Below are 17,362 nucleotides of genomic sequence, written 5' to 3' on the forward strand. Positions count from 1 at the left end.
GACCGTATGACGCGCTCCGCTCTTTGGCCCCTTCGCGCGCTCGCGCTCTGCTTGGGGTTGGGCGTAGGGCTCAGCGCCTGCACGCTCACCTACCTGCCGCCGCTACGCGAGGTGCGCGAGAGCACGCCGCGGCTCGAGCTGGGGCCGGCGTCGAGCTTGCGGGCCGTGCAGGAGGCGGGCGGGACGAGGCTCGAGCTCGTCCTTGAGCTGAGCCGCGTGCCCGAACCCGACTGGCTCGCCGTGCAGTGGTTTAACCCGCGCAACGAGGAGGTCGCCGCAACCTCGCTCTGGGTGGTGCCAAGGGAGACCGAGCGCCGCAACGCCCTACCCGCCGACGTGCCCGTCGAGCCCGGTCTGTGGCGGGTCGTGGTGTCGTACCAAGGGCGGCTTGTGAGGCAGCTGTCGCTCGAGCTCTAACGCTCGGCGGCCACCGGTGAGAGGGGTCCGCGAAACAGCGCCCAAACAACACAGACCAAACAATACAAATCAAAATAAGAGGAGCCGTGAAGCACCTCACGGCTCGCACGCGGTCGCGCGGTGGGGTTAGCGCTGGGCGGGACGCACGCGCACGCTCGGTTTGGGTTTGGAGGCGCGCTGGCGGTTTTTAAACCACACCACCATCGGGGCGAGGATAAAGATCGACGAGTAGGTGCCGAACGCGATGCCGACCAGAAGCGTCAGGCTAAAGTCGCGGAGCACGCTGCCGCCGAAAAAGAGCAGCGCGAGGACCGGCAGGAGCGTCGTGCCGGAGGTCAGCACGGTGCGCGAGAGCGTCTGGTTGACAGAGGCGTTGACGATCTCGCGGTAGCTCATCCCGCGTCCCTTACGCAAGTTTTCACGGATGCGGTCGGCGATGATGATGGAGTCGTTTAACGAGTACCCGACGACGAAGAGCAGCGCGGCCAAGACCGGGATGCTGAATTCGGCGCCGGTGAGCGCCAAAAAGCCCATGACGATGACCACGTCGTGCGCCGAGGCGATCACCGAAGCGACCGCGACGATCCAGTTGGGCCAGAAGCGGAAGCCGACGTACACCAAGATGAGGCCGAACGCTAAGAGCACGGCGAGAATCGCCCCTTGGCGCAAGTCGGCGCCGACGGCGGGGCCGACGACGTCGGCTTGGAGCAGCTCGGCCTCTAAGGCGGCGGCGAGGTCGCTGGCAAAGGCCGTAGCCCCGTCGCCCTCACCCTGGCCGAGACCGATACGCACCGAGTAGAGCTGGCCCGCGGCCTGCTCGGCTCCGCCGTCGAGGGTGCCGTCTTGCACCGCCTGCACGGTCGCCGTGCTGCCGTCGACGCCGGGGATGTCGGCGGCGACCTCGCTGATGGCGGCGCGCACCTCCTCGACGGTGGTGCCTTCAGCCGTGCGCAGCAGCGCGCTGGTGCCGCCCGTAAAGTCGGTCGAGGGGTTGAGGCCGACCGTCAGCACGGCTAGGAGCGCCCCGGCGGCCAGCACCCCCGAGAGGGTGGTCACGAGGGGGGCGCGCTTTAAAAAGTCGATGCCGGTGACGTAAAAGCCCCTGGGGAGCCGTGGCCGCCTAAACCGCAGGGTCAAGACGTCGAGCAAAAAGGGCACGACGACCGTGTTGACGAACACCGCCGCGACGATCCCAATCGCGAGGGTGATGGCGAAGCCGCGCACCGGACCGGTGGTGTACTGGTAGAGCGCTGCGGCGGCGATTAGCGTGGTGACGTTGGCGTCGATAATGGCCGAGAGCGAGTTGGCAAAGCCACTCCGCATCGCGAGCCGCAGGCTCTTGCCGGCGCGCAGCTCCTCTTTGATGCGCTCAAACGAGATGACGTTGCCGTCGACGGCGGCGCCGATGGTGAGCACCAACCCGGCGAGGCCAGGGAGCGTGAGGGCAGCGCCGAGGCCCGCCAGCATCCCGAAGATGAGCACGAGGGCGAAGAGCACGCCGACGGTGAGCACGCTGCCGAAGAGCGGGCCGTAAAAGAGCAGCACGGTGACGACGACCGCGACCGCGCCGATGAGCCCCGCGCGGGTACCGGCGGCGACCGAGTCGGCGCCCAAGGTCGGCCCGATGGCGCGGATTTCTTGCACCTGCAAGGCGATGGGCAGGCTGCCCGAGCGCAGCACCAAGGCGAGGTCGGAGGCCTCCTCGAGCGTAAAGCGCCCGGAGATCTGCCCGCTCGCGTCGATGCGCTGGTTGATGGTCGGGGCGCTTACCACGTTGCCGTCTAAGACGATCGCCATGCTGCGGCCGACGTTGGCGCCGGTAAACTGGCCGAAAGCCTGCGCGTCGGCGCCGCGGACCTGAAAGTTGACCACGGGGCGCCCGAGCTCGTCGTAGCCCGTCTGGGCGCCGCTCAAGATCTCACCCGTAAAGGCGGGGGGTTCAAGGTCCGCTTCGGTCATCGCCTCGACCGGCATCCCGACCGACTGCGGTCTGACCAAACGGAACTCCAACACCGCCTGCTGACCGATGAGGTCTTGCGCGCGGTCTTGTTCGTCGGCCGATAGACCGGGGAGCTCGACGATGATGCGGTCGCCCCCGGCGGTCTGCACCAGGGGTTCGGCGACGCCAAACTCGTTGACGCGGTTTTCGATCACCCGCCGCGCGGCCTGAAGGTCTTCGGGGGCGGGGTTGGGGGTGGTGGACTGCAAGACCACGCGCAACCCCCCCTGCAGGTCGAGGCCGAGCCGCAACGGGGGGAGGCCCGTGGTGTTCCACGGTTGCCAGAGGTAGAGCACGGCCGCCAAAAGGGCGCCGAGCACCAAGATGCCCGTAAACGAGCGTTGTGTCATAGGGTCTCCAAATTGGGTTGACAGAGGGCGTTAAGACGAGGCTTCTAGACCTTGTAATAGACCTTGTAAAACGCCCTAGCCACCCTCGAGCTTGAGCTGCTGCAGGGCGACCAAGCTCGGTCTCTGGAGCAAGGAGGGGGCGGCGGGGGGGAGGGGGGCGCGTTGCCAGGCGCGCCCAGAGCCCGCACCTGTCGCCGCGAGCGGCAGCCAAGCGGCGCCCCCTACCTGAGAGGGGGCGCCGGCGCGGGAGGCGGGCTCGAGCGCAAAAGGGGGTGCCCCCATCCCCGCTTGCGGCGCCTCCTCAGGCAAGGGGCGCAGCGCGCGCGGGCTCTGCGGCCAAGGCCACGCGCAGCACAGGAGCATAAGGGCGCACAGCCAGCGCGCCGCGTGAGCCCAACCCCGCGGGCCGCGCGCGTTACGGCGCGCCCTGGCGAGCAAAAAGCGGATGTCGGGGGGTCCTTGCGGACGCCCCTGCACCCGCTTGTGGTAAGCGCGAGGTCGGTGGCTGCAACCCATCCGGGCCTAGGCTACCACGCTAGGAAGAAGTTTGTAGTCTAGCGCCAACTCCACCCGAGGTGCAGCGGGCGTTTAGACCGGCACCTCGACCATCTCGTACGCCTCGATGATGTCGCCCTCTTGCACGTTGTCGTAGTTTTGCAGGTTGATCCCGCACTCGAAGCCCGTGGCAACCTCGCGCACGTCGTCCTTAAAGCGCCGCAGCTGCGCCACCGAGCCCTTGTAGACCTCGCGGCCGCCCCGGATGAGGCGCGCCTTGGCGCCGCGCCGGATCACCCCGTCGGTGACGTAGGAGCCGGCGATATTGCCGCTTCTAGGCACGTGGATGACCTGCCGCACCTCGGCGTGACCGATGACCTGCTCCTCGAATTCGGGTTCGATCTGGCCCTTAATTAGGCGCTGCACGTCCTCGATGAGGTCGTAGATGATGCGGTAGCTTTTGAGCGTGATCCCCTGCCGTTCGGCGGCCTTTTTGACGCTCCCCGGCGCGGTGACGCCAAAACTCATCACGGTGGCGCCGGCGGTCGAGGCGAGCAGCAGGTCGGACTCGGTCGGTGCGCCGACCGCGTCGAGCATCACCTCGACGTCGACCTCTTCGACCTGTTCGGCCTCGCGGGCGATCACCCCCTTGATCGCCTCCAAAGAGCCCTGGGTGTCGGCGCGCAGGATGAGGTTGATCTTGACCGCTTTGGGTTTGCCGAAAAGGTCGGCCAAGGTAACGCCCTTTTTACCGATGCCCTCGCGCTCGGCCTCTTCACGCGCGGCGCGGCGCTCAGCCACGATCGCTTTGGCGGTCGCCTCGTCGGGGGCGCTCACGATCTTGTCGCCCGCGACGGGCTGCTCGCTAAAGCCTAGGATCTGCACCGGCACCGACGGCCCCGCTTCGGCGACGGTTTGGCCGTTTTCGTCGGTCATGCGGCGCACCTTCGCCCACACCTCACCTGAGACGAGGTAGTCGGCGACGCGCAGGGTGCCCTTTTGCACCAACACGGTCGCTAGGACGCCGGCGCGCTTGTCCAAGACCGACTCGATGATGACCCCTTCGGCGGGGCCGTCGACGGGGGCGCGCAGGTCCTCGAGCTCGGCCACGAGCGAGATCATCTCCAAGAGCTGGTCGACCCCCGCGCCCGTCTTGGCGCTGATCGGCACGGTGATGGTGTCGCCGCCGTAATCCTCGGGGACGAGCTCTAAGCGCATGAGGTCCTGCTTGACCTTGTCCACGTTGGCTTGCGGCAGGTCGGTCTTGTTAATAGCGATGATGATGGGCACCCCGGCGGCCCTGGCGTGCGCGATGGCCTCGCGGGTCTGCGGCATGATCGAGTCGTCGGCGGCGATGACGATCACCGCGATGTCGGTCGCCGAAGCCCCCCGCTGCCGGATGGTGGTAAACGCCTCGTGACCCGGCGTGTCCAAAAAGGTGATCGGTCCGTTCGGCGTCTCGACGCGGTACGCCCCGATGTGCTGCGTGATGCCGCCCGCCTCTTTGTCGGCGACGCGGGTTTTGCGGATAAAGTCGAGCAGGCTCGTTTTGCCGTGGTCGACGTGACCCATAACCGTGACCACGGGGGCGCGGTGCGGGGCGGCGGGTTGCGCTTCGGCGGGCGCCGGTGCGGTCGCGGCCGCCTGTGGCTGCGGCGCAGCGGCGACTTCGCCGCGCTCTTCGCTCACGAGCTGCCGGATGGTCTCGGCGACGTCCTCCTCGAGCGTCGACGAGTGCGACTTGTACTCGACGCCCAAGCTGTCGAGGTGCGCGAGGAGATCTTTGGTGTCGATGCCGAGCTCTTTGGCGAGTTGGTAGATGCGGACTTTTTCAGACATTCAGCCCTCCGGGGTCTTGGGGTTCTAGTTCATAGGCTTTGGGGCGAGGGTCGGTTGCCCTCGGGGTCGTGGGTGTTGTCGGTGTGCGGCGCTTCGGTTTGGGCGCCGTGGGGGTCGCTGACGGCGGCCTGCACCAGCGCGCGCACCGCTTCGGCCTGGCTGCGAAAGGTGCGCCGCAGCTTTTTGAGCTCCCAGCAGCTCGGCGTGTCGGCGCAGAGCCAGCTCCCGCGCCCCCCCGCGCGCCGCGCCGCGTCGAGGTGCCACACGCCGTCGCGCTGGTAAAAGCGCAGCAGCTCGGCCTGTGGCCTCGAGCGGCGGCACGAGGTGCAGCGGCGCAGCGGCACGTGACGCGCTCTCGCGGCCACGCGAACTCCTACGCTTCGTCGCCGACGCGCTCGGCCGCGTCGCCTTCTTCCGCGGCGCTCGGGGCGGCGCTAAAGAGCGCGTCAAAGGCAGCGCGTTTGGCGTCGTCGGTGGCGATGGGGGCGTCGTGGACGCGCGACGCGGCGGCCTGCAGGGCGGCGTCGAGGTCTGAGATGTGCTCCGAGGCCACGAGGTCGATTTTAAAACCCGTCAGTTTGGCCGCGAGCCGCACGTTTTGCCCCCCCTTGCCGATCGCTAGCGAGAGCTGGTCGTTGCTGACGGTCACCTTGGCTTCACCCGTTTCGCTGTTGACCTCGATGGTGCCGACCTTGGCGGGGGAGAGGGCGTTGCGGATGAATTCGCGCGGGCTCGGGTCCCACAAGATGATGTCGACGCGCTCGCGCTGCAGCTCGCCGGTGACCGCTTGGATGCGCGCGCCGCGGTGCCCGATGCAGGCACCGATGGGGTCGACGTTGGGGTTACGGCTCACCACGGCTACTTTCGAGCGCTGCCCGGCTTCGCGCGCAACCGCTTTGATCTCAACGGTGTCGTCGGCGATCTCGGGGATCTCTTGGCGCATGAGGTACTCCAAGAGTTCGGGCGCCGCGCGCGACACGAGGATGCTCGGGCCGCGGTTGCCGAGTTCGACTTTCATGACAAACACCTTGAGCCGCATCCCGACCATGTAGCGCTCGCCCGGGATCTGCTCCTTGGGCGGCATGATCGCCTCGCCGCGCCCGAGGTCGACGAAGACGTTGCGCTTGTTGTCGGTGCGCGACACCACGGCGGTGATCACGTCGCCCGCGCGGTCTTTATACTCGTTAAAGACGAGCGCGCGCTCGGCTTCGCGGATCTTTTGCGTAATGACCTGTTTGGTGGTCTGCACGGCGATGCGGGTAAAGCGCTCGGGGTCGACCGGGAGCTCCATCTCCATACCGACTTCGACGGTCGGGTCGAGCTCGCGCGCCTCTTCGAGGCTCATCTCGAGCCCGGGGTCCTCGACGGTCTCGACCACCCGTTTAACGACCAGCACGTCGATCTCCCCCGATTCGGGGTCGACGTGCACCTCGATCTGCTTGCCGGGTTCGACGTTGCGCTCGTAGGCCTGCTCGAGCGCCTCTTCAAAGCTCGCCAAAAGCTGTTCTTTATCCAGGTTGCGCTCGTGAGCGAGTTGGTTGAGCGCGTCGATAAAGTCTTTGTTCATCTGTCTCCTCGTAAGGGGGTCGGGGACGGTTTTAGCGCGGCGTGTCGGGCCACTCGGCCAGCCTCGCCTGTATGTCCTCTAGCGCGAGCGTGCGCGGCTGTCCGTGGACGTCGAAGGTGACCTGCGCGTCGCTGACCTCGACGACCCGGCCGGTAAACGTTTCGCCGTGCGCGCGCACCTTGGCGAGCAGCCCCGAAAAGCGCCGAAAGTGTTCGGCGGTCCTTAAGGGGCGCTCGGGGCCGGGGGATTCGACCTCGAGCCGGTACGCCCCCTCGAAGGGGTCTAAGCGGTCGAGCTCTAGGCTAAAAACCTGCGTCGCCCGTTCGACGTCCTCCATGGTGACGACGCCGCGGTCGCGGCGGTCGATGCGCAAGAGCACGTTGCGTTTGCCTCCTCTGCCGCTCACCACGAGCTCTAGGACCTCGTAGCCGAGCGGCTCCAGCAGCTGTTCGGCAGCTCTTTGTAAGTCCACGGCACCTCCCTCTCCCCAGTTCGCGTTGCTGCGCTTCCGGAGTGCCAAAATAAAAGGATGGGCCGCGGCCCACCCTTTATCAAGGCAGTCGGGAAAACGTTCCAGGGTTCAATATACAGCCTTTTAGGCTCCTTTTACAAGGCTTTGGGCGACGCTGCGAGCGGGCGCCTCCGGGAGATCCCGCTGCCTCGAACCCGAGCCGGGCTCGGGGCGCGTCGCGCAAGCACTTCACAACCGTGTGCAAGGTGTGTAAACTAACGCCATGATAGGCGCCCCGCTCCGAGCTAGCTGACCTGCGGTACGTTCTTCGCAACGTATCGCCCCCGATGACCGGCCCCGTAGGTGCGGTCGTTTTTTTGTTCGCCACCTGAGGTCTAGAGGCTCGACCGAGCAGAAACGGACGACGACGCGTGAACCCACCGCCTAGCCCACAACCCATCTTGCTGCTAACGCCAGGCCCCACCATGCTCCACCCGAGAGCCGCAGCCGCCCTCTCCTGGCCGATGGTCGGCCATATGGACCCGGAGATGTTCGCCTTTAACGACCGCGTAGCCCGCGACCTGCGCACGCTCTACGGGGCCGCCGACGAGGATTTTACGGCGCTCTTGTCGGGTACCGGGTCGCTCGGGATGGAGTCGGGCCTCGCCAACTTGCTCGAGCCCGGCGACCGCGCGTTGGTGCTCTCAAACGGCGTCTTCGGCGAGCGGATGGGGGAGATGGCGGCGCGCCTAGGCGCCGAGGTGTCGGTGCTGCGCGCGCCGCTCGGCGAACCCATCGACCCCGAGGCGGTGCGCCGAGCGGCTAGAGCGCAGCCTCCCAAACTCATCGCCGTGGTACACGGCGAGACCAGCACGGGGGTGTTAAACCCGGTGCCGGAGATCGCCGCGGTCGCCCGCGAGGTCGGTGCGCTGCTGTCCGTTGACGCCGTGACAACGGTCGGTATGCTGCCCTTTAAGTTCGCCGAGTGGGGGGTTGACTACGCCTACACGGGGTCGCAAAAGTGCCTCTCGGCGCCCCCCGGGTTGGCGCCGGTCGCCTACAGCGCGCGCGCTTTGCAGGTCGTGGCGGCCCGCCGAACGCCGGTGAGCACCTGGTACAGCGACGTTTCGGGGATGCAGGGGTACTGGTGCGCGGACGGGGGGGCGCGGCGCTACCACCACACCGTGCCGGTGCAGCTGCACTGGGCGACCGGTGAGGCGATTCGCGCCGCTTTAGAGGAGGGGATCGCCGCCCGCGCGGCGCGCGCCAAAGCGCTCGAAGACGCCGTGTTGGCGGCCCTCGGTACGGTCGGCTTCCGCGCCTTCGTCCCCGCGCGCTGGCGCTTGCCGACGGTGCTCGCCGTCACCCTCCCCGAGGCCCTCGACGACGCGCGTCTGCGCGCGGCGCTGCGCGAGCGCTTCCGCATCGCCGTCACCGGCGGCCTGGGCGAGACGGCCGGGAGGATCTGGCGCCTAGGTCTCATGGGTGAAAACGCCCGCCCCGAGTACTACGCGCGCCTCATGCACGCTTTAGAGGTGCTCTTGGGGGCTCGAGGGTTGGTCGCGCGCTTCGAGGCGCTCCTGAGCGTCGCCGGGTAGCGCCGTGGAGCTCTCCGCGTGGCTCCGCGCCCGCCTCGCTGCCCACGAACCCGGCGCGGCGCTCCGCCGCCGCGCCGAAGCTGCGGGGGTGGCGCTAGACGCGCTTAAGCGTGAGGACCCGGCCGCCTACATGGCCGCTTGCGCCGCGCCGCTCGTACGCACCGACGCGCGGCTCGTCGGGGTGGTGTCGGGGATCGTCGGCCGTCTGTTACCCGAGCACCAGCTTTTTCAGGTACCGCTCGTCACGCCGCAGACCGATACCGAGCTGCGCGTGTTCCCGCCCCTAACGCGCGCCGAGCGGCGCGCGCTCGACGACGCCTTCGGGCAGCTCGTGGGGGAGGGGCCCTACCGCGAGCAGCGGGTGTTCTACCGCGTCGTCGAGGAGCGGGGGGGGGCGCGCCGCGAGCTCGCCTGGCCGCTCGCGCCGAGCGCCTACCGGGCGGGCACCACGGGCCTCATCGGACCCTTCGAGGACGAGGCGGCGGCGCGCGCCTGGGGGGAGGCGCACGCCGAGCGGCGCAGCGGCGTGGTCTTCGACACCCTCCCCTACGGCGGGGCGTGGTTCTGCGACCTCTTTCGCGGCGAGCTCGAGTAGCGTCCCGTTCGCAACCCCCTGTTTTGCCCAAGGGTTCCGAGCGGCCGTGCAGCTGAGCGCGTCGCCCTATCCGGCCGCGACGGGCGCGTCGAGGCGCACCTCGATACCCCCCTCGAGCGTCAGCGTATGGTGCCCTGCGGTCCGCTTTGGCGGGGTGGCGCCGTGCCGCGCGGCCTTTCGCGGCGCGGGGTCAGGTGACGCGGCGCTAGCAAGCATCTGGCCGCAGCGCACGGTCCCGCCCGTGAGTTTGGCGACCTTGTAAGCGACGAGATTGTCCCGAAAGAGGAGCCATTCACCCCCCTCCCCACGGAGACACGTCGCTAAGCTGAGCACATCTGGGGGTAGCTGGTGGCGTTGGCTCGGTTTGAGTTCGACGAGGTAGCATCGGTTCATCTTCAGCCCCCATCAGGTAAAATGCGCCCTCTAGCATAGCGGGCACCGTGGGGTAGCGGAAGGGTGTGTTTCCAAAACTTGTACACAAGAACCCCCGCGGGGGGCGCCCCCCGAGTCACCCCGAGGCCCAGCAGAGCTGCCAAGGCTCACCTGGCCGTTGGGTCTGCAGTACGCGGCGCTGTCGTGGCCACTGCGTGTGGTTCTCCTGCGCGCGCCTCTTGGCGAGAGACCCCTTTGGCCCTTGCGCTCGCGCGGGGCATCGGCTAAACTCGGGGTTGTGAGAAGCGCTTTAGCTTCGCCCTTTACCCTGTAGCGCGGGACGCCCCGCGCGAGTTAGGCGCTGCCCTTCGGGGCGGTGTTTTTTTATGTTTCGAGGAGGCACGATGCCGGACGTAGGGCGACAAGGCGACGCGGAGGCTGCGCCGAGAGGACCTGAGGACCTCAAGGCGCTGCAAAAGGCGGCGCTAGAGGAGATCGCGAGCGCTGCGGATCAGGCGGCGCTGCAGGCGCTGCGGGTCAAGCTGCTCGGTAAAAAAGGGGTGCTCACCGCGCAGCTTAAAGGGTTAGGCGCGCTCTCGGCCGAGGCGCGTAAAACGCGGGGGGCGGCCGTCAACGAGACCAAACGGGCGCTCGAGGCCGCTTTTGCCGCGCGGCGCGAGGCTTTGGAGCGCGAGGCGCTCGCGCGGCAGCTTCTCAGCGAGCGCCTCGACGTGACGCTCCCGGGCGTCGCCTTTCCGGTCGGCGGCTTGCACCTCCTGACGCGGCTCACGCACCGTCTTCTGGACGTCTTTCGCAGCCTCGGCTACGACGTCGCGGTCGGACCCGAGCTCGAAACCGACGACTACAACTTCCGGATGCTCAACTTTCCCGACGAGCACCCCGCGCGCGACACCCAGGACACCTTCTGGACCGAAGACGGTCGGCTCCTGCGCACCCACACGAGCCCCGTGCAGGTGCGCTACATGCTGGCGCACCGGCCGCCCTTTAAGGTCGTCGCGCCCGGCCGCGTCTTTCGCAACGAGGCGGTCGACGTGACCCACGAGGCGATGTTTCACCAGCTCGAGGCGCTCGTCGTCGGCGAGCGCGTCACCATGGCCGACATGCACGGCGCGATTCTCAGCATGGCGCGCGCGCTCTTCGGCCCGGAGACGAAAACGCGGTTGCAGCCGACCTTTTTCCCCTTCGTCGAGCCGGGGGCGGAGTTCGCGGTGTGGTGGACGAACCCGCGCACGGGCCGCGGGGAGTGGCTCGAGCTGGGCGGCTGCGGCATGGTGCACCCGAACGTCTTTAAAGCGGTCGGTTACGAGAACGTCACGGGTTTTGCCTTCGGCTTTGGGCTCGAGCGCCTGGCGATGGTCTCGTACGGCGTGCCGGACGTGCGCTACTTTTTTAACGGTGACCTGCGGGTGCTGCGCCAGTTCCGGGGGCCGCTATGAACGTACCCTGGAGCTGGCTGCTCACCTTTTTCGAGGACGGGCCGACGAACCACCTTTTGGCGGCGCTCACGGAGCGCGTGCAGCGAGGCGCTCCGGAGGGGGCGTTAAGCGGCGCCGAGCTGGAGGCCGCGCAGCTCGAGAAGCTCACCGAGCTGCTCGACAGCTTGGGCCTCAGCGTCGAGCGCGTCGTCGAGCGCCCCGCCGCCCCGGCAGGGGTGGTGGTGGCCGAGGTGCGCGCCGTGGCGCCCGTTGCGGCTTCCGATCACCTGCTTGTGGCCGAGGTCTGGGACGGCCACGAAACGCGCCAGGTGGTGACGGGGGCGCCGAACACGGCGGTGGGGTTGCGCACGGCGCTCGCCAAACCCGGCGCGACGCTCCCCGCCGTGGGGCTTGCGGTCGCGGTGCGCGAGGTGGCCGGCGTGCGGAGCGAAGGGGTCCTCTGCAGTCCGCGCGAGCTCGGGCTGTACGACCACGCGGGGGGTCTTATCGCGTTCGGCGAGGACGCCCCCGTAGGCGCGGCGTTAGCGGCGCTCTGGCCGCAAGAGACGGTGATCGAGCTCGAGCTGACCCCCAACCGCGCGGACGCTTTTTCGCTCCTCGGCGTGGCGCGCGACCTCGCCGCGAAGCTCGGCGTCCCCTACCGCCACCCCGCCGACGGTCTGCCGCTCGGCGACCCGGCCTCTGAAGACGGCCTCAGCGTGCGGGTCGACGACCCGGCCGCCTGCCCCCGCTTCGTGTTGCGGCGCGTCGACGGGGTGTCGGTGGGGCCGAGCCCGCTCTGGTTGCAGCGCCGCTTGGCGGCCTTGGGGCTGCGCCCGCGCAACAACCTGGTCGACGTCACCAACTACGTGACCTTCGAACTCGGTCAGCCCTCGCACGCCTACGACGTCGCCGACCTGACGGGGGGCGCCGTCGTGGTGCGGCGCGCGGCGGCGGGGGAGAGGCTGCTGGCCCTCACCGAAGAGGAGCTGGCGCTCTCGCCGGAGAACCTGCTGATCACGACGCCGCGCGCGCCGTCGGCGGAGGGAGCGACGCAGCCCATCGGCCTAGCCGGGGTGATCGGCGGGGCCCACCACTCGGTCAAACCGACGACCACCGCGGTCGCCCTCGAGGTCGCCCACTTCGACCCCGTGACGATCCGCAAGAGCGCCAAGCGGCTCGGGCTCGTCACGGACGCGCGCACCCGCTTCGAGCGCGGTGTCGACCCCAACCTGCCGCCCGTAGCCGCCGCGCGCGCCGCGCAGCTCATGGCCGAGGTCGGGGGCGGGAGGGTTCACCCGGGGCGCACCGAGTTTGGCGGCGACGCCCCCCCCAAACGGGTCGCCTTTCGCCCCGCGCGCGTACCCTTTTTGACCGCCCTCGAAGTTCCCGAGGAGGTGCAGCGGCGGTTTTTGGCGGGGCTCGGCTGCCGCGTCACCGAGAGGGGGGAGCGCTGGGAGGTGCTGGTGCCGAGCTGGCGCTTCGACCTCGCGATCGAAGACGACCTCGTCGAGGAGGTCGCGCGCCTCTACGGCTACGAGCACATCCCGCAGACGGTGCCGGTGATGGACTTTATCCCCGCGGGGGCCGACACCACGCACCGGGGGTTGCGTACGCTGCTGGCGAGCATGGGGTTTCAGGAGGTGATGACCTACAGCTTTACCGGCGCGCTCGAGCTCGAGCGGGCGCGGGCGCCGGCGGCGCGCGTGCGCCTCGCCCATCCGCCGAGCTCGGAGCGGAGCGTGCTGCGCACCGCCCTCTACCCGGGGCTCTTGGCGGCGGCGCGGGGGAGCCGCGGGGAGCGCCTCGCGCTCTTCGAGGTCGGGCGGGTGTTCGTAGAGGACGAGCTCGAGCGCCTCGCGCTGCTGTTACGCGGCCCCTGGGCGGAGCTGCCCTGGTCGCCAGCCGCGCTCGCCGGTGACTTCTACACCTTCAAGGGGCTTTTGGAGGGCCTCGCCGAGACGCTCGGGGCGACCCTGCGTTTAGAACCCGCCCCACACCCCGCGCTGCACCCGGGCGTGAGCGCGAGCGCCTTCTGGAACGGCCGCGAGGTCGGCTTCGTGGGGCAGCTCCACCCCGAGGTCGCCGCGCAGTTCGCGTTGGAGGCGACCTTCGTGGCGGAGTTGACGCTCCCCCTAGAGGGCCGAGAGGCGCCGTTTCGCGACTTTTCCCGTCAACCGTTCGCTGAGCGCGACCTCGCCATCATCGCCCCCGCCGAGGTGACGTACGCGCAGCTCGCGGCGCTCGCGCGCGAGGCGGCGGGCGCGTGGCTCGAGTCGGTCGCCCCCTTTGACGTCTACGCGGGCCCCCCCATCCCCGAGGGGGAACGCAGCGTCGCGCTGCGGCTGCGCTTCCGGCACCCCGAGCGCGCGCTAGAGGGCGACGAGGTCGACAGCTACATGGCTAGGCTTATCGACGCGCTCGCGCGCGAGGGCTACAGCATCCGCGACCGTTAGGCTGCTAGCGGCGCGAGAAGTTTTGCAAACGTCACGCCCCGTTCACGCGCTTCGTGCTATCGTGCGCTATCTAGCGTGAGGCGCGTGACGTTTGGACGCCTTCGCCACGCCGGAAGGGAGGCAGCACGAGGACAATGCGGCTCGAGGAAGCGCAAGCCCTGACCGGTAGCCGAGCGTGCGGCGACGCTCTAGCTGCGAGCGCCGGTTAGGTGACGAGGTGGAGGGCCCTACGGGCGGCCGTACGCCCCTAGGGATAGGCGAAAGCCGAAAACGCGAGCGGTGTCACGAGGCACCTCAAGTCTGCGGGCCCCTCCTGGTTAGACCCCCACTCGAGACCTGTTGGGTCTTTGGGCTCACCCCCCAACTCTGAACGTCGACTGTGAGGCTGTGTCAACTCTGCAGCGCGCCGCAAGCCCATCACCCCAGGGTGTTCGGATGGCGGCTGCGTGCGGCGCGTTTCCACGGGCGCTTTTTGTTGGCACTTCACCCTTGTGACATGTAAACACGCTGTGTAGACACACTGTAGGAGACACCATGTGCGGCATTGTCGGTTACGTCGGTCATCGTCAGGCAGCAGAGGTCATCTTAGACGGGCTTAAACGGCTCGAGTACCGCGGTTACGACTCCGCGGGCCTCGTCATCGCCCCGCAGGAGCAGAGGGGCGCTCTCAGCGTGGTGAAAAAGTCGGGCAAACTCAAGGTGCTCTCCGAAGCCCTCAAGCAGGGCCCGCTCGTCGGCACGCTGGGGCTCGGCCACACCCGCTGGGCCACCCACGGCAAACCGAACGACGTCAACGCCCACCCGCACCTCTCGGAGGACGGGCGCTTGGCGGTGATCCATAACGGCATCATCGAGAACTACCTGTCCCTGAAGGCGAAGCTTGTAGAGAGCGGCCACGTCTTCTCGTCGGAGACCGACACCGAGGTGATCGTCCACCTTATCGAGGAGCACTACGCGCGGCTCGAAGGGGACCTCGTCGCGGCGGTCCGGAGCGCCCTCAAAGAGGTCTCAGGCGCCTACGCGCTCGTGGTCTCGCACGTCGACCACGAGCTCATCGTCGCCGCGCGCGCCACGAGCCCGATGGTGTTGGGTCTCGGTGAGGGGGAAAACTTCGTCGCCTCCGACGTCCCCGCGCTGTTGCCCTACACCCGCGAGGTCATTTTCCTACACGACGGTGACATGGCTCTGATCGCCAAAGACAGCCTCACCGTCACCGACTTTGACGGGCGGGTGTTGGCGCGCCCCGTCACCACCATCGAGTGGGACGCCGAGGCAGCCGAAAAGGCCGGTTTCGAGCACTTTATGCTTAAGGAGATCTACGAGCAGCCGACGGTGTTGCAGCACACCCTGGGCGGCCGCTTCGCCGGCAACGGCACCGACGTGCAGCTAGAGCTCGGCCTCGACCCGCTCGCCGTGGACCGCGTGGTCATCTCCGCTTGCGGCACGGCGTTCTACTCGGGGCTCGTGGGGGAGTACCTCATCGAACGCCTCGCGCGCCTGCCGGTCGAGGTCGAGATCGCCTCGGAGTTTCGCTACCGCGAACCGGTCTTAGATGAGCGCACCCTCTGCGTGGTGGTCTCGCAGTCGGGGGAGACCATCGACACCCTCGAGGCGCTGCGCGAGGCCAAACGCCAGGGGGCGCGGACGCTCGCGGTGCTTAACGCCAAAGGCTCGTCGATTAGCCGCGAGGCCGACGACGTGCTCTACATCCACGCGGGGCCGGAGATCGGCGTGGCGAGCACAAAAGCCTACACCGCGATGGTGGCGGCGTTCGAGCTTTTAGCGATCTTTTTGGGCCGCGCGCGGGGGGTGCTGAGCGGCGAGGCGGCGGCCGAACTGATCCGCGCGCTGCGCGCGCTGCCGGGGCTCGTCGAGGAGACCCTCGGGGCGCGCCCTGAGATCGCGGCGGTCGCCGAAGCCTTTAAGGACAAGCGCGACTACCTCTTTCTCGGTCGGGGGGCGAACTACCCGACGGCGCTAGAGGGGGCGCTCAAACTCAAAGAGATCTCCTACATCCACGCCGAAGCCTACGCGACCGGCGAGATGAAACACGGCCCCATCGCCCTCATCGACGCCGACATGCCCGTGGTGGCGGTGGCGACCGCCTCGGCTTTATACGACAAGACGATCTCCAACCTTCAGGAGGTGCGCGCGCGCGACGGCGTGGTGATCGCGCTCGCGAGCCGCGGCGACGAGGCGATTCGGGCGCACGCCGACCACGTCATCTACGTGCCTAGGACCTTGGAGCTGGTGTCGCCGATCGTCAATGTGGTGGCGCTGCAGCTGTTGGCCTACGAAACCGCCGCGCGTTTGGGGCGCGACGTCGACCAACCGCGCAACCTGGCCAAGAGCGTGACGGTGGAGTAGCGCCGTCACGCACCGCTAGCTTGCCGCGTCAGACGCTCGACGCGCGCCGCTTCGCCGCTGCACGCTATGATGGGGGCCATGAGAGTGTTGCACGGTCTAGGGGAAGCCGCCCCCCTCTTCGCGGCGCGCCAGGGCCCTGACAGCGCAGCCCACGAGGAGGCCGTCCGGGCGATTTTGGCGCGCGTCCGCGCGGAGGGCGACGCCGCCCTGTTCGACCTCACCGAGCGCTTTGACGGCGTGCGTCTGGGCGCGCTGCAGGTTCCCGAGGCCGCCTTCGCAGCGGCCGAGCGGGAGGTCCCCGCAGCGCTGCAAGACGCCATGCGCCTGAGCGCCGCGCGCATCCGCGCTTTTTACGAACGGCAGCCGCAGGAGGGCTTTTTGTACCCCGCCGAGGGGGGGCTCTTGGGGCAACTCGTCCGGCCCGTCACGCGGGTCGGGGTGTACGCCCCCGCTGCCCTCTTTAGCACCCTCCTCATGTGCGCCGTGCCCGCACAGGTCGCGGGCGTCCGCGAGATCGCCGTGGCGACCCCGCCGCGGGGTGACGGCCGCGTCGCGCCGGAGATCCTGGTGGCCGCGCGCCTCTTGGGCCTCACCGAGGTCTACGCGGTCGGGGGGGCGCAGGCGATCGGCGCGCTCGCCTACGGCACCGAGAGCGTCCCCCGCGTCGACAAGATCGTCGGGCCGGGCAACGCCTACGTCGTGCTCGCCAAACGGCTCGTCTTCGGCGAAGTCGGTATCGAGGCGCTCCCTGGGCCCACCGAGACGCTCGTCTTGGCCGACGAAAGCGCCGAGGCGCACCACGTCGCCGCCGACCTCTTGGCCCAGGCCGAACATGCGGGCGCGCAGCCGGTTTTCGTCACGACCAGCGAGGCGCTCCTAGAGGCCGTGCAGCTCGAGCTCACGCGCCAGCTCGTTACGCTCCCGACCCGCGAGGTCGCAGCGGCCTCCCTGGGGCGCGGCTACGCCGTCTTGGTCGGAACGCTCGAAGAGGGGGTCGAGGTCGCCAACCGCTACGCCCCCGAACACCTCTGCTTGCTCGTGCGCGACCCGTGGGCGGTGCTCCCCGCCGTCGAGCACGCGGGCGGCGTCTTCCTGGGCGCCTCGAGCATGGAGGCGTTGGGCGACTACGCGGCGGGGCCGAGCCACGTGATGCCCACGGGCGCTACGGCGCGCTTTTCAAGCGCGCTCAACGTCCGCGACTTTCAGAAGGTGATCCCCCTCGTCAACGTCAGCGCCGAGACGCTGGGGCGCATCGGCCCCGCTTCGGCGCAAATGGCCCGCGCCGAGGGGCTCGAGGCCCACGCCCGCGCCATCGAGGCGCGCCTTAAACGGGACGCGCCAGGCGACGCCCCGGCCACTGCGGCTGGAGCGGTGCTCCGTGACTAGGACGCCCGTGACTAGGGTGAGCGCGACCAGGGCG

At 68.7% G+C, this 17,362-nt stretch carries 14 protein-coding genes; 7 read left to right on the top strand and 7 right to left on the bottom strand.

All coding sequences use genetic code 11. The features are described 5' to 3' along the window. Positions 1-6 precede the first annotated feature (6 nt). Positions 7-417: a hypothetical protein gene (locus TRAD_RS06670; RefSeq protein ID WP_013177834.1), complete on the top strand. Its 411-nt coding sequence runs from the start codon at positions 7-9 to the stop codon at positions 415-417. Between the two features lie 126 nt (positions 418-543). On the opposite strand, the gene secD is transcribed toward TRAD_RS06670, so the two are convergent. From secD to rimP, 6 genes are all read right to left on the bottom strand, one after another. Continuing rightward, a complete protein-coding gene (secD, locus tag TRAD_RS06675) occupies positions 544-2,766 on the bottom strand; it encodes a protein translocase subunit SecD (protein ID WP_013177835.1) in 2,223 nt (740 codons plus the stop codon). A 75-nt stretch (positions 2,767-2,841) separates the two neighbouring features. Next, the gene (locus tag TRAD_RS06680; protein ID WP_185095208.1) at positions 2,842-3,243 is read right to left on the bottom strand and encodes a hypothetical protein; all 402 of its coding nucleotides are present in this window, start codon (positions 3,241-3,243) and stop codon (positions 2,842-2,844) included. A 111-nt stretch (positions 3,244-3,354) separates the two neighbouring features. Continuing rightward, positions 3,355-5,100 carry a translation initiation factor IF-2 gene (gene infB / locus TRAD_RS06685; RefSeq protein WP_013177837.1) on the bottom strand — a complete coding sequence of 582 codons (1,746 nt, stop codon included), beginning with the start codon at positions 5,098-5,100 and terminating at the stop codon, positions 3,355-3,357. A 29-nt stretch (positions 5,101-5,129) separates the two neighbouring features. Further along, positions 5,130-5,465 carry a DUF448 domain-containing protein gene (locus tag TRAD_RS06690; protein ID WP_013177838.1) on the bottom strand — a complete coding sequence of 112 codons (336 nt, stop codon included), beginning with the start codon at positions 5,463-5,465 and terminating at the stop codon, positions 5,130-5,132. A gap of 8 nt (positions 5,466-5,473) precedes the next feature. Further along, the gene (gene nusA, locus TRAD_RS06695) at positions 5,474-6,667 is read right to left on the bottom strand and encodes a transcription termination factor NusA (protein ID WP_013177839.1); all 1,194 of its coding nucleotides are present in this window, start codon (positions 6,665-6,667) and stop codon (positions 5,474-5,476) included. A 31-nt stretch (positions 6,668-6,698) separates the two neighbouring features. Continuing rightward, complete coding sequence (gene rimP / locus TRAD_RS06700) at positions 6,699-7,139, bottom strand: ribosome maturation factor RimP (protein WP_013177840.1); 441 nt, start codon at positions 7,137-7,139, stop codon at positions 6,699-6,701. 464 nt (positions 7,140-7,603) lie between these two features. Here rimP and TRAD_RS06705 point away from each other — a divergent pair, with 464 nt between their 5' ends. Next, on the top strand, positions 7,604-8,716 hold the full coding sequence (locus TRAD_RS06705; RefSeq protein ID WP_049772994.1) for a pyridoxal-phosphate-dependent aminotransferase family protein: 1,113 nt from the start codon (positions 7,604-7,606) through the stop codon (positions 8,714-8,716). A gap of 4 nt (positions 8,717-8,720) precedes the next feature. After that, positions 8,721-9,311, top strand: a complete 591-nt coding sequence (locus TRAD_RS06710; protein WP_013177842.1) for a hypothetical protein — start codon at positions 8,721-8,723, stop codon at positions 9,309-9,311. A gap of 66 nt (positions 9,312-9,377) precedes the next feature. Here the strand turns inward: TRAD_RS06710 and TRAD_RS06715 are convergent, their stop codons facing one another. Next, positions 9,378-9,704: a hypothetical protein gene (locus tag TRAD_RS06715; RefSeq protein ID WP_013177843.1), complete on the bottom strand. Its 327-nt coding sequence runs from the start codon at positions 9,702-9,704 to the stop codon at positions 9,378-9,380. 449 nt (positions 9,705-10,153) lie between these two features. Here TRAD_RS06715 and TRAD_RS06720 point away from each other — a divergent pair, with 449 nt between their 5' ends. The 4 genes from TRAD_RS06720 to hisD all read left to right on the top strand — a co-directional run bounded on the left by TRAD_RS06720 (position 10,154) and on the right by hisD (position 17,328). Continuing rightward, positions 10,154-11,140 (top strand): phenylalanine--tRNA ligase subunit alpha, encoded by a 987-nt coding sequence (locus TRAD_RS06720; protein ID WP_041947716.1) that lies wholly within the window; start codon positions 10,154-10,156, stop codon positions 11,138-11,140. After that, positions 11,137-13,575 carry a phenylalanine--tRNA ligase subunit beta gene (pheT, locus tag TRAD_RS06725; protein WP_013177845.1) on the top strand — a complete coding sequence of 813 codons (2,439 nt, stop codon included), beginning with the start codon at positions 11,137-11,139 and terminating at the stop codon, positions 13,573-13,575. The genes TRAD_RS06720 and pheT overlap by 4 nt, the downstream gene beginning before the upstream one ends. 534 nt (positions 13,576-14,109) lie before the next feature. Next, complete coding sequence (gene glmS, locus TRAD_RS06730) at positions 14,110-15,942, top strand: glutamine--fructose-6-phosphate transaminase (isomerizing) (RefSeq protein ID WP_013177846.1); 1,833 nt, start codon at positions 14,110-14,112, stop codon at positions 15,940-15,942. 78 nt (positions 15,943-16,020) lie between these two features. Further along, positions 16,021-17,328 carry a histidinol dehydrogenase gene (gene hisD / locus TRAD_RS06735; protein WP_221401675.1) on the top strand — a complete coding sequence of 436 codons (1,308 nt, stop codon included), beginning with the start codon at positions 16,021-16,023 and terminating at the stop codon, positions 17,326-17,328. The last annotated feature ends 34 nt before the right edge of the window (positions 17,329-17,362 follow it).

This window comes from Truepera radiovictrix DSM 17093 (assembly GCF_000092425.1).
Classification (GTDB): domain Bacteria; phylum Deinococcota; class Deinococci; order Deinococcales; family Trueperaceae; genus Truepera; species Truepera radiovictrix.

Bases quoted from the DNA above. Each gene is read 5' to 3' on its own strand.
- TRAD_RS06670 (WP_013177834.1), top strand. From the start codon at position 7: ATGACGCGCTCCGCTCTTTGGCCCCTTCGCGCGCTCGCGCTCTGCTTG.
- secD (WP_013177835.1), bottom strand. From the start codon at position 2,766: ATGACACAACGCTCGTTTACGGGCATCTTGGTGCTCGGCGCCCTTTTG.
- infB (WP_013177837.1), bottom strand. From the start codon at position 5,100: ATGTCTGAAAAAGTCCGCATCTACCAACTCGCCAAAGAGCTCGGCATC.
- nusA (WP_013177839.1), bottom strand. From the start codon at position 6,667: ATGAACAAAGACTTTATCGACGCGCTCAACCAACTCGCTCACGAGCGC.
- TRAD_RS06705 (WP_049772994.1), top strand. From the start codon at position 7,604: ATGCTCCACCCGAGAGCCGCAGCCGCCCTCTCCTGGCCGATGGTCGGC.
- TRAD_RS06715 (WP_013177843.1), bottom strand. From the start codon at position 9,704: ATGAACCGATGCTACCTCGTCGAACTCAAACCGAGCCAACGCCACCAG.
- pheT (WP_013177845.1), top strand. From the start codon at position 11,137: ATGAACGTACCCTGGAGCTGGCTGCTCACCTTTTTCGAGGACGGGCCG.
- glmS (WP_013177846.1), top strand. From the start codon at position 14,110: ATGTGCGGCATTGTCGGTTACGTCGGTCATCGTCAGGCAGCAGAGGTC.
- hisD (WP_221401675.1), top strand. From the start codon at position 16,021: ATGAGAGTGTTGCACGGTCTAGGGGAAGCCGCCCCCCTCTTCGCGGCG.